This window comes from Micromonospora sp. WMMC415 (assembly GCF_009707425.1).
Lineage (GTDB): Bacteria > Actinomycetota > Actinomycetes > Mycobacteriales > Micromonosporaceae > Micromonospora.
In genome coordinates this window covers 2,026,397-2,040,763 of record NZ_CP046104.1, presented here as the reverse complement: position 1 = coordinate 2,040,763, position 14,367 = coordinate 2,026,397, and the positions used below count along the sequence as shown (strand labels likewise).

The following is a 14,367-nucleotide window of genomic DNA, read 5'->3' as shown; positions in this document are numbered from 1 at the left end:
GGTGCCACCCCGCGCCGTTACGCGTTTCCCAACAGGTGAAACCGGCGCGGTGAAGCCGCTCCTATCCGACGCGTCCGTATCGCCCCAGGAGGGGCCGTTGCGTGTGAGGATGGGGGCATGTCGCACGGCGAGGAACTGTTCGCTCTCGGCGGGGATGTGACCACGGAGCCCAGCTTCGAGTCCGCGCTGCGGGGGTACGAGAAACGACAGGTCGACCGGTACGTCGCTCGCGCCGAGCACGAGATCGCCACCCTGACCGCCGAACGGGAACAGGCCTACACCCAGATCCACAAGCTTGCCGGCCAGGTCGAGGTGCTCCAGCGGGATCTCGCCCAGGTACGCAAACAGGTCGGCGTCGTCGACCGCGCCGCGTTCCGCCACCTCGGCCCGCGGGTCGAGCAGATCCTGACCCTGGCCGAGGAGCAGGCCGAGGACATCCTCGCCGCCGCCAACGAGGAGATCGAGGCCCGTCGGGCGGCCGCCGAGCACATCATCGACGAGGCGCGGGAACAGGCGGCCAAGGCCCTCAAGGACTTCGAGATCGCGCTCGCCGCCCGGCGCGCCGAGGAGGACCGGCAGACCGCCGCCCGCAGGGCCGAGGCGGACGCCGCGGTCAAGGCCGCCACCGAGGAGGCGGCCCGGCTGCGCAAGGCCGCGCAGGAGGCGCTCGCGAAGGCCCAGCAGGAGGCGACCCATCTGCGGGACACCGCGAAGGAGATCCACACGCGGGCCCAGCAGGAGGCGACGAAGCTGCGCGAGGCCGCGAAGGAGACGCACGCCAAGGCCCAGCAGGAGGCGACGGAGCTGCGCGAGGCCGCGAAGGAGGTGCACGCCAAGGCGCAGCAGGAGGCCAAGCGCCTCGTCGAGCAGGCCACCGAGGCGAGCCGGGCCACCCACGCCAAGGCCCAGCAGGAGGCCAAGCAGATCATCGACGACGCCAGCACCGCCGGCCGGGCCACCCGCAACAAGGCCCGCCAGGAGGCGGAGCGGCTCACCACGCAGGCGGCGGAGGCCGCGAAGCGCCAGCGCGCGGAGACCGACGCGTACGTCCAGCGGATGCGCACCGAGACCGAGGCGTACGTGCAGCACGCCCGCGCCCAGACGCAGCAGGAGCTGGGGGCCTGGCGGGCCGGCGTGGAGAAGGAGGTCAACAGCCGACGCGAGGCGGCCGACCGCGAGCTGAGCCAGCGGCGTGCCGCCGCCGACCACGAGTTCGCCGAGCGCCGCGACGCGCTGGAGAAGCAGTACAAGACGCGGCAGGTCGAGCTGGAGAAGCAGCACCGGTCGCGCCAGCAGGAGCTGGAGTCCGGCTTCACGGCCCGCCGCACCGAGCTGGAGTCGGGCTTCGAGACGCGCAGCGCCGAGCTGGAGTCCGGCTTCGAGACCCGGCGCGCCGAGCTGGAGTCGCGGTACACCGCCCTGAAGAACGAGATCGAGGGTGCGGCCGCCGACATCCGCCAGGCCGCCGAGCAGGACGCCCTGACCATGCGCCGCGAGGCTGAGGAGGAGGCGACGGCGCTGCTCAGCCGGGCCGAGGCGGAGGCCACCGAGAAGCGGCGCACGGCCGACGAGCACGTCGCGACGTCCCGGCGGCAGTTCGAGGAGTACGCGGCCACGACCCAGCAGGCCCTGGCCACCACGCAGCAGCACCTCGCCGCCACGCAGCAGGAGGCGGCGGCCGGCCGCCAGCAGCTCGCGCAGGTGATGCTGGAGATCGCCCAGGCCCAGCAGCAGCTCGCCGACCTGCGGCAGGAGACCTGGCGTTCGCGGCAGGAGTCCGACGAGCTGCAGCGGCAGGTGACCGAGCTACGGCTGGAGCTGTCGGGCGCACCGACCGGCGCCGGGAGGCCCGGCTCCGACGGCGTGACGGCGGCGGTCACGGTCCGGCCCCCGACGCCGGTCTCCGGCGACGGTGCGGGCCCGGCGAAGGCCACCGCGGCGCCGGTCACCGGCAACGGTGCGGGGCCGGCGAAGGGGTCCGCGGCACCGGTCACCGGTGACGGTGCGGGTTCCGCGAAGGGCTCTGCGGCGGTAGCGCGTGCCGGGGCCGCCACGACGTCGCCCACCGACGTGCGGGGCATCTCGACGTCGCAGCCGGAGGCGGCTGACCGGGGCCGGTCGGACGCCGGCAAGGTCGAGCCGGCCGAGGCCGGCCAGCCCGCCCGTGGGCGGATGGAGCCGACCACCGGAGCACCGGACCGGGACAAGGTGGCGTCGGTGACCACCAAGGACGGCGGCGGCACCGCCAGCGCCGGGGTGGACGGCGAACCGACCGTCGCGGCCGTGCCGGGCGAGGGCGGCCGGGACGCCGCACGCGCGAAGATCACCAGCGCCGGTGAGAACGGCAACCGCCCCGCGAAGCCGACCACCGACGAGCGCGGCGCCAAGCCGAGCAAGGTCGTCGTCGAGAAGGACTGACCGGCCCGGACGGGCCGGTCCCCGGGGAGGCCGGGCGCGCCACGATCTGCTGCCGGCCGGCCGGGGCGGCTACGCTCCCGGTGGGACCCGCAGTCGCGGGCCGGTGTCGGGGTTCTCCGGCGGTCGCCGGAGCCTGATCCTCGGGAGGTCCGGTGGCAGAGCGCGAACCGGGGTCGCACGAGCCGGCCGACCGCCCCGATCGTCGGCCGCCGGGGCCGGACGGCGTCACCGACCCGAACGCCCGGTCCGGGCCCGACGACCCGCCGCACTCCGACCCAGGCCCAGGCCCCGGCCCCGGCCCCGGGCCCGGGCCCAGCCCCAGCCCCGGCCCCGGCCCCGGGCCCAGCCCCGGCCCCGACCCCAGCCCCGGCCCGGACGACCCCGGCCCGACGCTGCCGGACGGCCCCGGCCCGGACGACGACCCGGGCGCAACGCGCGCCGGCGGCTCCGCGCCCACCGGTTCGGACGCTCCGGACGACGCCCCGCCGGACAACGGCTCGGGACGGTTCGGCACACCGGGGCGGCCGTTGCGGCGCAGCAGCTTCCTGGTCGGCTTCACCGGCGGGCTCGGCGTGCTGCTGGCGTACGCGCTCTTCCTGGGGCTGCGCAACGCCGCCGGCGTCCTCGTCCTGGTGGTGATCGCCCTCTTCCTCGCGGTCGGGTTGTACCCGGCGGTGGCGCGGCTGCGCCTGCTCGGGCTGCCGCACGGCCTCGCGGTGACGGTGGTCGCCCTGACCGTCCTGCTGCTGCTCTGCGGTGGCGTGTTCGCCCTGGTGCCGCCGGTCGTCACCCAGTCCGGCCAGTTCGTCGAGCAGTTCCCGAGCTACCTGGAGTCGCTGCGGCGCAACGAGACGATCAACGAACTCGTCGAGCGGTACGGCCTGATGGAGCGGGTGCGGAACGCCGCGAGCGCCGACGTGGTGGGGCGGGCGCTCGGCGGGGTGCTCGGTGGCGCCCAGCTCATCTTCGGCACCGTCTTCCGGACGCTGACCGTGCTGGTGCTCACCATCTACTTCCTGGCGTACTTCAACCGGCTGCGGGCACTCGCGTACGCGCTGGTGCCCCGGTCCCGTCGGCAGCGGGTCCAGCTCATCGGCGACGAGATCATCACGAAGGTCGGCGCCTACATCGTCGGCGCGCTCGCCATCGCGGTGCTCGCCGGGACGTCCACGTTCGTGTTCGCGTTGATCGTGGGGCTGCCGTACCCGTTTGCGTTGGCCGTGGTGGTGGCGGTGACCGACCTGATCCCGCAGATCGGCGCCACCCTCGGCGCGGTGATCGTGACCGTGGTCGGCTTCGCCACCGGCCTCCCGGTGGGGATCGCCTGCGCGGTCTTCTTCCTGATCTACCAGCAGTTGGAGAACTACCTGATCTACCCGAAGATCATGCGCCGGTCGGTTCAGGTCAACGAGGTGGCCGCCCTGGTCGCCGCGCTGCTCGGGGTCGCGCTGGTGGGCGTGATCGGAGCCCTCATCGCGATCCCGACGGTCGCGGCGATCCAGTTGGTCCTGCGGGAGGTGGTCCTCCCCCGCCAGGACCGGCGCTGAGCCGATCGACAGCGGCTGCCGGAGGCGCTGTCCCCGGTTCGGCCGCCAGCGTGGGTCGTCAGTCGGTGCCGGTCTCCGGGCGGGGCACCGGACGGTCCGCGAAGGCGGCGACGGTGCGGTCGGCGTACGCGCTGACGTCGCCCGTCTCCATCGGGCCGTCCCAGGTGGTCGGCAGCGGCACCGGCACGGCCGGGTTGACCCGCCGGACGATCTCGTCGAGCACGGTCTCGGCGTCGCCGACCCAGAGGTGCTTGGCACCGGGCACGCCGACCACCTCGGCCTGCGGCACGGCCCCGAACCGCTCGCGGGCCTCGTCGGGCCGCAGGTAGTCGTCGAACTCCGGGACCAGCGCGGTGAGCGGCTTGCCGGCGCCGGCCCACCGGGCCAGGTCCTCCGCGGTGGAGTACCGCAGCGGCGGGGAGAGCAGGATCGCTCCGGTCACCGCCGGGTCGCAGCCGTGCTTGAGGGTCAGGTCGGTGCCGAACGACCAGCCCAGCAGCCAGATGTCGGGCAGCTCGTGGAACTCCGCGTACTCGATGGCCGCGGCGACGTCGTACCGCTCGCCGACGGCGTTGTCGAAGGCGCCCTCGCTGGTGCCGCGCACGCTGCTGGTGCCCCGGGTGTTGAACCGCAGCACCGCCAGGTCGGCCAGGGCCGGCAGACGCCAGGCGGCCTTGCGGAAGATGTGGCTGTCCATCATCCCGCCGTGCGTGGGCAGCGGGTGGAGGCAGACGAGCGTCGCCACCGGCTCGCGGTCGGCCGGGCGGGCCAGCTCACCGACCAGGCGCAGGCCGTCGGCGGTGTGCAGCTCGATCTCCTCCCGGCGGCCGGGCAGGATCGACGAGGCGCGGATGGGTGTGCTCACCCGTCCAGTCTCCCGCGCCACCGGCGCGGCCGCCCGTCCGGGCGGAAACACGGTGATCCAGATCGCCCGCTCACCCGTGGCGGGGCGCGCTGCGACCGCGCTGCACGACCGGCGAACGCCGGTCCCGGGCCCGCCAGCAGCCGCTGTGCCAGTGCCGGCGGTCGGTCAGGTCGCCCCGCCCGTCCGCCGGCCAGGCCACGACGTGCGCCACGCCCGGCCGGATCTCCTGGTCGCAGCCGGGGCAACGGTACGTCTTGACCGACGCCCCGCCGCTGATGCCCCGAACCTGCCAGTCGCCGTCCCGCCACTGCTGGACCGACGCGACGCCCTGGCGTACCCGCTCGGAGTCCAGGTGTGCGGTCTCGTCACGGCGGGGTCGGTTGCGACGGGGACTCACGCATCCCAGCGTACGGCCGGGCCGGCGGCGGCCCGCTCACCGGCCGGCGCGCTGCGGTGTTAAGAAGGGCACCTTCACCTACACCAGGCGTTAACAGGGGGCCCTTCCTTACACCTCAGCGGCGGGTGTGGTCGCGGAAGCCGCGGCCGGTCTTGCGGCCGAGGTACCCGGCGGTGACCAGGTGCTCCAGCAGCGGTGCGGGCGCGAAACCGGGCTCGCGCAGCTCCAGGTACAGCTCCCGCTGGATGGCCAGCGACACGTCCAGGCCCACCACGTCGAGCAGCTCGAACGGGCCCATCGGGTAGCCGCAGCCCAGCTTCATCGCGTGGTCGATGTCGTCGGCCGTCGAGTAGCTGGCCTCCAGCATCTTCACCGCGTCGTTCAGGTACGGGAAGAGCAGCGCGTTGACGATGAACCCGGACCGGTCCCCGCAGACGACGCCGGTCTTGCCCAGCTTCGCGCAGACCGCCTTGGCGGTGGCGGTGGTCTCCGGCGAGGTGCGGATGGTCTGCACGATCTCCACCAGCGGCATGATCGGCGCGGGGTTGAAGAAGTGCAGGCCCACCACGTCGGCCGGCCGCTGGGTGGCCATCGCCACGTCGATCACCGGCAGCGACGAGGTGGTGGTGGCCAGCACCACGCCCGGCTTGCAGATCTCGTCCAGGCTGGCGAACAGCGCCTTCTTGACGCTGAGTTCCTCGACGACGGCCTCGACCACCAGGTCGACGTCGGCCAGGTGCTCCAGGGTGGCCGACCAGGTGATCCGGCCCAGGGCGGCGTCCCGGTGGGCCTCGCTGAGCTTGCCACGCACGACACCCTTGTTGAGCGAGGTCTTGACCGCCTCGAAGACCTTGGCGGACTTCTCCGCGCCCCGGGTCACCGAGACGACCTCGTACCCGGCCTTGGCGAACACCTCGATGATGCCGGTGGCCATCGTGCCGGAGCCCACCACGCCGACCTTCGCGGTGCCGCGGGCGCCGTCGGCGAGCGCCGACTCCGTGGTCACGGGCGTCTGCTCGTCGGGTACGACCACCGGCGAGCCCGGCCGCTCGTAGGTGTAGAAACCGCGGCCGGACTTGCGGCCGAGCAGCCCCGCGGTGACCATCTGCTTGATCAGCGGCACCGGGGCGTGCCGGCGGTCCCGGCCGCCGCGCCGGTACATCGTGTCGAGGATCTCGTACGCGGTGTCCAGGCCGATCAGGTCCATCAGCGCGAGCGGCCCCATCGGCAGGCCGCAGCCGAGCTTCATCGCGGCGTCGATGTCCTCGCGGGTGGCGTACCGCGACTCCAGCATGCTGACGGCGTGGTTGAGGTAGCCGAAGAGCAGCGCGTTGGCGATGAACCCGGCCCGGTCGCTGATCGTCACGTCGACCTTGCCCAGCCGCTCGCAGAGCGCCTCCACGTCGGCGACCACCTCCGACGAGGTGACGACGGTGCGGACGATCTCGACCAGCTTCATGACCGGTGCCGGGTTGAAGAAGTGGATGCCGATGACCTGGTTGGGGCGCGTGGTCGCCACCGAGATCTCGGTGACCGAGAGCGACGAGGTGTTGGTCGCGAGGATGGTCTCCGGCTTGCAGACGCGGTCCAGCTCGGCGAAGATCCGCTGCTTCAGGTCCAGGTGCTCGGGGACGGCCTCGATCACCAGGTCGACCGAGCGCAGCGCGTCCAGCCCGACCTGCCAGTTGACCCGGGCCAGCAGGGCGTCGCGGTCGGCCTCCGCCAGCTTGCCCTTGGCCACCGCCCGGTCGGTCGAGCCGGTCAGGGTGACCCGGCCGCGCTCCAGCGCGGTCTCGGACACCTCGACCGCGACGACGTCGATGCCGTTGCGGGCGAAGACCTCGACGATGCCGGCACCCATGGTGCCCAGACCCACCACACCCACACTGGTGAACTCGCGCGCCACGACCGGCCTCCCCTGGTTCGCTCCGCGCAGCCGACATGAACGGCCGCTAAGTTAAGCGGAGTCTGCCACGTGACGCATGGTTGTCGAGACGCCGTGGGATATTTCACGGCTCCGCCGCCGTCGATGGACGCCGGCCGTGCCGGCCGGTTCCGGGCGGCGCCGCCGGCCGCTCTCCGGTCGCTCTCCGGTCGCCTCGGCGCGGCCGTCGCCGCCGATCACGGACGGTGGGCGTCAGCGCCGGCGGTCGACCAGGGCGAGCAGTTCGGCGACGAACTCGGCCGGCCGCTCGATGTGCGGGCTGTGGCCGCAGCCGGGCAGCACCACCTCCCGGTACGCGCCGCCGGCCGCCACGTACCGCTCCAGCACCGCCCGGGTCTGCCCGACCATCGGCTGCGGCGGGCAGTCCGCCTCCCCCGGCCAGCCGGGCACCACGCCCAGCGCTCCCAGGTGCGCCAGGTCGAACAGCGAGGTGTCCGAGACGATCACGTCGGCGTCGCCGCGTACCCAGGTGACCGGCGGCTTCCCGGGGACGGCGACCAGTTCGTCGGCGATCCGGAAGTACGCCGGTGCCAGGGCGTTCAGTACTCCGCGCCGGCCGGGGGCGGTCCCCGGCCAGTTGGTGGACGGCTCGGCGGTTCCCGGGTAGTTGTCCTCGCCGGTGGCGGTGGACAGGACGGTGTCCAGCAGCAGCTCCTCGTCGTCGCCGAGCGAGGCGGGATCGGCGACGTACGCGCTGCGTAGTACCGCCCGCGGGCTGGTCGGGGCGTCGTCGCCGCGGTCCTTGCCGGCCAGCCGGCGGACGAAGTCCGAGTTGGCGGTGCCGGCACCCGTGCCCGCGAAGTCGGGCGTGGTCGGGGTGCCGTCGAGGTCGCGGGTGCCGCCGAAGCCGTACGGCGAGACGGGTGCCTCCAGCAGCAGCCCGGCCACCCGGTCGGGGTGGTCGACCAGCAGCCGCATGGCCACTCCCGCGCCCAGCGAGTGCCCGACGACGACCACCGGCCGCGCGCCGGCCGGCAGGAGTGACCCGTGGTCGAGCAGGGCGGCGACGTCGTCCGCGAGGTCGGCCAGCCCTCGCGTCGCGTCGACCGGCGCGGTGTCGGTGTCCCCGTAGCCGCGCAGGTCCGGCGCGATGACCCGCAGGTTGCCCGGCAGCCGGCGCACCAGGGGCTCCCAGAAGAGGGCGGACGAGCAGTTGCCGTGGATCAGCAGCACCGGTACGCCGTCCGGCGGCCCGGCCACCCGCACCGCCTGGGTGATCCCGTTCGCCGTGACGACCTGCTGCTGGCTCTCCATCCGCGGCATGCTGCCAGGCCGTCCACCCGCCCGTCCATGGGCCGCACCGACATGACGCGGTCGTCGGACGTGTGGCGTCCTCACCCGGCCAACCGGGTTCCGCCGCTGCTCAGGCGGGCACGGCGTCGGCCGGCTCCGGGACGGCGGCCACCGGCTGCGCCGCGGCCGGCAGTTCGGGAGCGACCGGACGCTCCGGAGTGGCGATCGGCAGCGGGAGGGTCGGCCGGTGGTCCCGGCGCGCCAGGCCGAAGGTCAGCCCGACCGGGTCGGTCAGCGCCACCCCCGGGTCGTAGACCCGGAGTTCGGTACGGCCGATCCGGATCACGTCGCCGTCGGCGAGCCGTTCCACCCCGATGATCCGCCGGTCGTTGAGCCAGGTGCCGTTGGTCGACCCGAGGTCGGCCACCGATGCTCCCTCCGGAGCGAGCCACATCTCGGCGTGCCGTCGGCTCAGGTGCGCGTCGGTCAGGACGACGTCCGCCGTCGGCGCCCGTCCGATCACCAGCCGGCCCCGCCCGAGCCGGAAGCTCAGCCCCCGCATCGGCCCGCCGGCCACCGTCAACAACGGCAGAAACTCCGGATGCTCCTCCATGGACAGTCCGCCCTCCACCCCGCACGGTCACCCCACGCGTCAGCCTGCCACCACACGGTAGTCGTCTTCACCGCCCGGGCGGCCATCTCCCTGTCGCCAGCCGGACACCTCGTGTTCCGTTTTTCGGTCTCCGATGTCCGGTATCGAGGGATGTGCACCTCACCCGTCGCGGCCCCGCCCCGTGACACGGGTCAGGTGCCCGCTCCGTTCAACGGCTCGGTGCCGCCGGCGTCACCACCCCGCACGACCCCTACCGGCGAGTAATCCTCGGGTCTAGACTTCCGCCATGACGGCTGTGCATGTCCCGGGGACCCCGATCATCGAGGACGGGCGGCTCGTGTCGACGAGCCCGGCGACCGGCGCGGAGGCCGGGCGCCTGCCCGTCGCCAGCGTGGCGGATGTCGAGGCGACGGTTGCCCGCGCCCGCGCCGCGGCCCCCTGGTGGGCCGGGCTGGGCTTCACCGGTCGCCGGGAGCGGCTGCTGCGCTGGCGCGCGCTGCTCGCCAAGCGGATCGAAGAGCTCGCCGAGCTGGTGCACGTCGAGGGTGGCAAGCCGCTCGCCGACGCGATCGTCGAGATCGTCACCGCCGTCGAGCACGTCGACTGGGCCGCCCGCAACGCCCGGCGGGTGCTCGGGCCGCGCCGGGTACGGTCCCGACTGGTGCTGGCGGAGTTCTCCGCCCACCTGGAGTACCAGCCGCACGGCGTGGTGGGCGTGATCGGCCCGTGGAACTACCCCGTCTTCACCCCGATCGGCTCCGTCGCGTACGCGCTGGCCGCCGGCAACACCGTCGTGCTCAAGCCCAGCGAGTACACGCCGGCCGTCGGGCAGTGGCTGGTCGACACGTTCGCCGAGGTCGTCGACGAGCAGCCGGTGTTCAGCGCGGTGCACGGGCTCGGCGACGTCGGCGCGGCGCTGTGCCGGTCCGGTGTGGACAAGGTCGCCTTCACCGGCTCGACCGCCACCGGCAGGAAGGTGATGGCCGCCTGCGCGGAGTCGCTCACCCCCGTCCTGATCGAGGCGGGTGGCAAGGACGCGATGATCGTCGACGCCGACGCCGACCTGGACGCCGCCGCCGACGCGGCGGTGTGGGGCTCGCTCACCAACGCCGGCCAGACCTGCATCGGCATCGAGCGGGTGTACGCCGTCGAGCCGGTCTTCGACGCCTTCGTCGACAAGGTGGTCCAGCGGGCCGGCCGGCTCACCGTCGGCGCCGACGGCGCGGACATCGGGCCGATCACCATGCCGAGCCAGCTCGACGTGATCCGCCGGCACATCGACGACGCGCTGGCCCGGGGTGGTCGCGCGGTGCTCGGCGGCGCCGAGGCCGTGCAACCGCCCTACGTCCGGCCGACCGTCCTGGTGGACGTCCCCGAGGACTCGGCCGCCGTCCGCGAGGAGACCTTCGGCCCGACGCTGACCATCAACCGCGTACGCGACGCCGACGAGGCGGTGACGCTCGCCAACGCCCTCCCGTACGGCCTGGGGGGTTCGGTCTTCGGCCGGCGGCGGGCCGTGGCGCTCGCGCGCCGCCTGCGCTCCGGGATGGCCTCGGTGAACTCGGCCCTGACCTTCGCCGGGATGTCCACCCTGCCCTTCGGCGGGGTGGGCGACTCCGGCTTCGGGCGCATCCACGGGGAGGACGGGCTGCGCGAGTTCGCGCGGGCCAAGGCCATCACCCGCCGCCGGGCCCGGTCGCTGCTGCCGGCGATGACCTTCGACCGCACCGACGCCGACGTCGCCCGCCTGGTCAAGGTCATCAAGATGATGTACGGCCGCTGAGCCGCCGGCTCAGAAGAGGGTCAGCTCGTCGCGTTCGATGCCGCGGAGCTTGTCGTAGTCGACGACCACGCAGCGGATGCCGCGGTCGGTCGCGAGAACGCGCGCCTGAGGCTTGATCTCCTGTGCCACGAAGACGCCGCTGACCGGTGCGAGCAGCGGATCCCGGTTCATCAGCTCCAGGTAGCGGGTGAGCTGCTCCACGCCGTCGATCTCACCGCGGCGCTTCACCTCGACGGCGACGGCCGCGTTGCTGGCGTCCCGGCAGAGCAGGTCGACCGGCCCGATCGCCGTCATGTACTCCCGGCGCACCAGCGTGAAGCCCTCGCCCAGCGTCTCCGGGTTGGCCGCCAGCAACTCCTGCAGGTGCGCCTCCACGCCGTCCTTGCGCAGCCCCGGGTCGACCCCCAGGTCGTACGACGTGTCCTGGAAGACCTCCTCCAGGGTGATCCGCAGCTCCTCGCCGGCCTTGTTGACCACCCGCCAGACGCCCGGCGCCTCCTCCAGCCGGCACGGCGGGCTCATCCAGTTCAGCGGCTTGTACGCCCGGTCGTCGGCGTGGATCGACACCGACCCGTCCGCCTTCACCATCAGCAGCCGGGTGGCCGGCGGCAGGTGGGCCGAGAGCCGTCCGACATAGTCCACCGAGCACTTCGCAATCACCAACCGCACCCGACGAGGGTAGCGGAGGGCCGGCCCGGAGGCTGTCGGGCAACCCCGGGGCGAGCGAGGTTTCCCGTCCGCCGCCCGCCGCCGACGCAGCGAGCGCCACTGGCGTGCCGGTGCGATGCTGAAACGGTGCTCGAAGTGCTCACCGGTACCGGCCTCGCCGCCTCGGCGGGGCTGAACGCGTACATCCCCCTGCTCACCATGGGTCTGCTGGCCCGCTACACCAGCCTGATCGACCTGCCCTCGGGGTGGCAGTGGCTCGGCAACGGCTGGGTGCTCACCATCCTGGCGGTGCTGCTCGCGATCGAGGTGGTGGCCGACAAGGTCCCGGTGGTCGACCACGTCAACGACGTCGTCCAGACCGTGGTCCGGCCGACCGCGGGCGGTCTGGCGTTCGGGGCCGGCGCGAGTTCCGAGACGGTGACGGTGAGCGACCCGGCGAGCTTCTTCTCATCGAACCAGTGGGTGCCGGTGGTGACCGGCGTCCTCATCGCGCTCGGCGTTCACCTGCTCAAGTCCGCGGTTCGGCCGGTCGTCAACGCGACGACGGGCGGGGTCGGTGCGCCGGTCGCGAGCACCGCCGAGGACGCCACCAGCGTGGTGATGTCGGTGGTCGCCATCGTCCTGCCGGCTCTCGTTCTGGCGTTCCTGCTGGGCCTGGCGCTGGTCGGCTTCGGGTTCCGTCGCCGCCGCGCCGACCGCCGCCGCGAGCGGGAGGCGGCCCGCGCCGCGGGCTTCCGCGTCTGATCCGGTACGCGGCCGGCCGGTGCCCCCGTCGGGAGCGCCGGCCGGGCGTGGAGACGCCGCTGGCCGGCACCCGGGTTCGGGTGCCGGCCAGCGGCTTGGTTCCCCCTGTCGAGGAAAGACTTCGGTTGTCAGTTGTTCCAGTGCTCGGCGACGAGGTCGGCGGCCTGGGTCTCCCACTGGGCGTAGTGGAACGGGTAGGCCGACACCTGTACGGTCTGGGCGGCCTTGGTCAGCGGCATGCCCTGCCAGCCGTCGACCTGCTTGAGACCCTTGAGGAACGCCAGCGTGGAGTATTCGGGGTCGGTGATCTGCTCGACCGTGCCCCACCCGCTGGACGGGCGCTGCTGGAACAGGCCCTGCGAGTCGTGGTCGTTGCGCTCACCCAGGTGACCCAGGTTGACCAGCTTCGACTCCTGCAACGCGGTGGCGATGGCCACCACGGCGGCCCGCTCGTCCATGTCGGCCTTCTTCGTCGCCGCGATGATCGCCTTCACATTCGCGGTCTGCTCGTCGTCCAGGTCGATACGCGACTGCTTGCCCTGCACACCGTGCGGGATCAGCGTGTTCTTGTCCACCGTGTCAGCCTGCACGGTGGCGGCGAGCGACGTGGTGCCGACCGTGCCGGCGGTGGTGGTGTCGTGGTTCAGCGGGCCGGCGGCGAGACCACCGGCGACGGCCAGACCAGCGATACCGAGAACGCTCTTACGCAGCATCGTGTTCATCACGAGAAGCTCCATTCGGGGGAAGGGCACCCGCGCCGACAAGAAGGGGGGGATCAGCGAACGGATGCGACGTCCGGGCTCGCAGGCACGGTCCGAGGGGGTCGGACCGGCGATGTCCCGGGTGTCCGGACCGGCGACCACGCGGGGCGGGGGGCCCTCACGGCGCCGGGACCATGTGTAACGACCGCCGGGCCGCCATCATTCCGGCCGGTGGGCCGGGGATCGCGCCCGCTCGGGGCGGCGGCCCTGCTCGATCGTCCAGGTGATGTAACGACCCCGGCCCGGCCACCATTCCGCCGCGACGGTGCCGCCGGTCACCCGCCGAACCGGACATCCGGCACACCGGGCGACAGCCGACTCGGGCGAATCGGTCATCGCACCCGTGACGTGGAAAAGGTCTCGGAGTTCAGAGCGGGCGCCCGGGGCCCCCGCGAGACCGGTGATGTTGGGATCATCTCCCGGTGCCCGTGAGAATCTCCCGCGTTCCGCTCGCCGCGACCCTCACCGCCGTGGTCGGCGCGGTCGTCCTGCTCACCGTCCCGGCCCACCTCCGCGAGCCGGTGAACGCCAGCATCCTCTGGGTGCCCGCCCCGAGTGGGCCCGCGGGCACAGGGACGCCCTCGAGGCCGACCGACGGGCCGGTCGACACTGCGGAGAGCCGGCCCTCGCCGACGGTTCCCGCGACGCCGCCGGACGCCCGCACCCTGCCCGGCGCGACGCCGCCGGGGACGCGACCGCCGGTCGTCGACCATGGTCCACGGACCGGCAACAAGGTGGCCCTCACCTTCGACGCGGACATGACCGACGCCATGCGGTACCAGTTGCGCAGCGGCGCCGTGCGGTCGTACGCGAACCTGAGGATCCTCGACCTGCTGGAACGGGAACGCGTGCCGGCCACCTTCTTCCTGACCGGCAAGTGGGTCGAGCAGTACCCGCAGGTGACCCGCCGACTCGCCGCCAACCCGCGCTTCGAGTTGGCCAACCACACGTACGCGCACCTGGCCTTCACGTCCGACTGCTACGGCCTTCCGCGGTTGCCCCAGCGGCAGATGACCGCCGACGTGGCCCGTACGTTCGACATCGTGGCGCCGTACGGCGGCCGGCAGACCCGGTACTTCCGCTTCCCCGGGCTCTGCCACGACCGTGCGGCGCTGGACGCGCTGGCGCCGCTGGGCGTCACGGTGGTGGACGGGGACGTGGTGAGTGGGGACCCCTTCGCCACGTCGTGGCGGCCGATCGTCCGGGCCGTGCTGGACGGCGTACGCCCCGGCTCGGTGGTCGTCCTGCACGTCACCGAGGCGAACGCACCGATGACCGACGAGGCGCTGCCGCACATCCTGGCCGGCCTGGCCGAGCGCGGGCTGGAGCCCGCCCCGCTGTCGGAGGTTCTCCAGCACCGCTGAACCTCGCTCACGAACGCCGGCAAAAGCC

12 protein-coding genes are annotated in these 14,367 nt (G+C 73.3%); 5 read left to right on the top strand and 7 right to left on the bottom strand.

Going from position 1 to position 14,367, the window contains the following annotated elements; translation table 11 throughout:
- The first annotated feature begins 117 nt into the window (after positions 1-117).
- Together GKC29_RS09930 and GKC29_RS09925 are read left to right on the top strand one after the other, a co-directional pair.
- On the top strand, positions 118-2,418 hold the full coding sequence (locus GKC29_RS09930) for a hypothetical protein (protein ID WP_155330545.1): 2,301 nt from the start codon (positions 118-120) through the stop codon (positions 2,416-2,418).
- A 392-nt stretch (positions 2,419-2,810) separates the two neighbouring features.
- Positions 2,811-3,965 (top strand): AI-2E family transporter, encoded by a 1,155-nt coding sequence (locus tag GKC29_RS09925; RefSeq protein WP_155334063.1) that lies wholly within the window; start codon positions 2,811-2,813, stop codon positions 3,963-3,965.
- A 58-nt stretch (positions 3,966-4,023) separates the two neighbouring features.
- Here the strand turns inward: GKC29_RS09925 and GKC29_RS09920 are convergent, their stop codons facing one another.
- From GKC29_RS09920 to GKC29_RS09900, 5 genes are all read right to left on the bottom strand, one after another.
- Entirely contained in the window at positions 4,024-4,830 is an 807-nt protein-coding gene (locus tag GKC29_RS09920; RefSeq protein WP_155330544.1) for an alpha/beta hydrolase, read from the bottom strand.
- Between the two features lie 70 nt (positions 4,831-4,900).
- Positions 4,901-5,227, bottom strand: coding sequence for a hypothetical protein (locus GKC29_RS09915; protein ID WP_155330543.1), 327 nt, complete (start codon positions 5,225-5,227; stop codon positions 4,901-4,903).
- A 115-nt stretch (positions 5,228-5,342) separates the two neighbouring features.
- Complete coding sequence (locus GKC29_RS09910; protein WP_155330542.1) at positions 5,343-7,133, bottom strand: 3-hydroxyacyl-CoA dehydrogenase family protein; 1,791 nt, start codon at positions 7,131-7,133, stop codon at positions 5,343-5,345.
- A 231-nt stretch (positions 7,134-7,364) separates the two neighbouring features.
- Positions 7,365-8,435: an alpha/beta fold hydrolase gene (locus GKC29_RS09905; protein WP_196255845.1), complete on the bottom strand. Its 1,071-nt coding sequence runs from the start codon at positions 8,433-8,435 to the stop codon at positions 7,365-7,367.
- A gap of 100 nt (positions 8,436-8,535) precedes the next feature.
- On the bottom strand, positions 8,536-9,018 hold the full coding sequence (locus tag GKC29_RS09900; protein WP_155330540.1) for an FHA domain-containing protein: 483 nt from the start codon (positions 9,016-9,018) through the stop codon (positions 8,536-8,538).
- A gap of 286 nt (positions 9,019-9,304) precedes the next feature.
- Here GKC29_RS09900 and GKC29_RS09895 point away from each other — a divergent pair, with 286 nt between their 5' ends.
- The gene (locus GKC29_RS09895) at positions 9,305-10,801 is read left to right on the top strand and encodes an aldehyde dehydrogenase family protein (RefSeq protein WP_155330539.1); all 1,497 of its coding nucleotides are present in this window, start codon (positions 9,305-9,307) and stop codon (positions 10,799-10,801) included.
- Between the two features lie 9 nt (positions 10,802-10,810).
- On the opposite strand, the gene nucS is transcribed toward GKC29_RS09895, so the two are convergent.
- A complete protein-coding gene (gene nucS, locus GKC29_RS09890) occupies positions 10,811-11,470 on the bottom strand; it encodes an endonuclease NucS (protein ID WP_155330538.1) in 660 nt (219 codons plus the stop codon).
- 126 nt (positions 11,471-11,596) lie between these two features.
- On the opposite strand from nucS, the gene GKC29_RS09885 reads away from it, so the two are divergent.
- Positions 11,597-12,214, top strand: a complete 618-nt coding sequence (locus tag GKC29_RS09885; RefSeq protein ID WP_155330537.1) for a DUF4126 domain-containing protein — start codon at positions 11,597-11,599, stop codon at positions 12,212-12,214.
- A gap of 128 nt (positions 12,215-12,342) precedes the next feature.
- Here GKC29_RS09885 and GKC29_RS09880 read toward each other — a convergent pair whose 3' ends face one another.
- Entirely contained in the window at positions 12,343-12,936 is a 594-nt protein-coding gene (locus GKC29_RS09880; RefSeq protein ID WP_155334062.1) for a hypothetical protein, read from the bottom strand.
- Between the two features lie 461 nt (positions 12,937-13,397).
- On the opposite strand from GKC29_RS09880, the gene GKC29_RS09875 reads away from it, so the two are divergent.
- Positions 13,398-14,339 carry a polysaccharide deacetylase family protein gene (locus GKC29_RS09875; RefSeq protein ID WP_230688977.1) on the top strand — a complete coding sequence of 314 codons (942 nt, stop codon included), beginning with the start codon at positions 13,398-13,400 and terminating at the stop codon, positions 14,337-14,339.
- Positions 14,340-14,367: the final 28 nt, after the last annotated feature.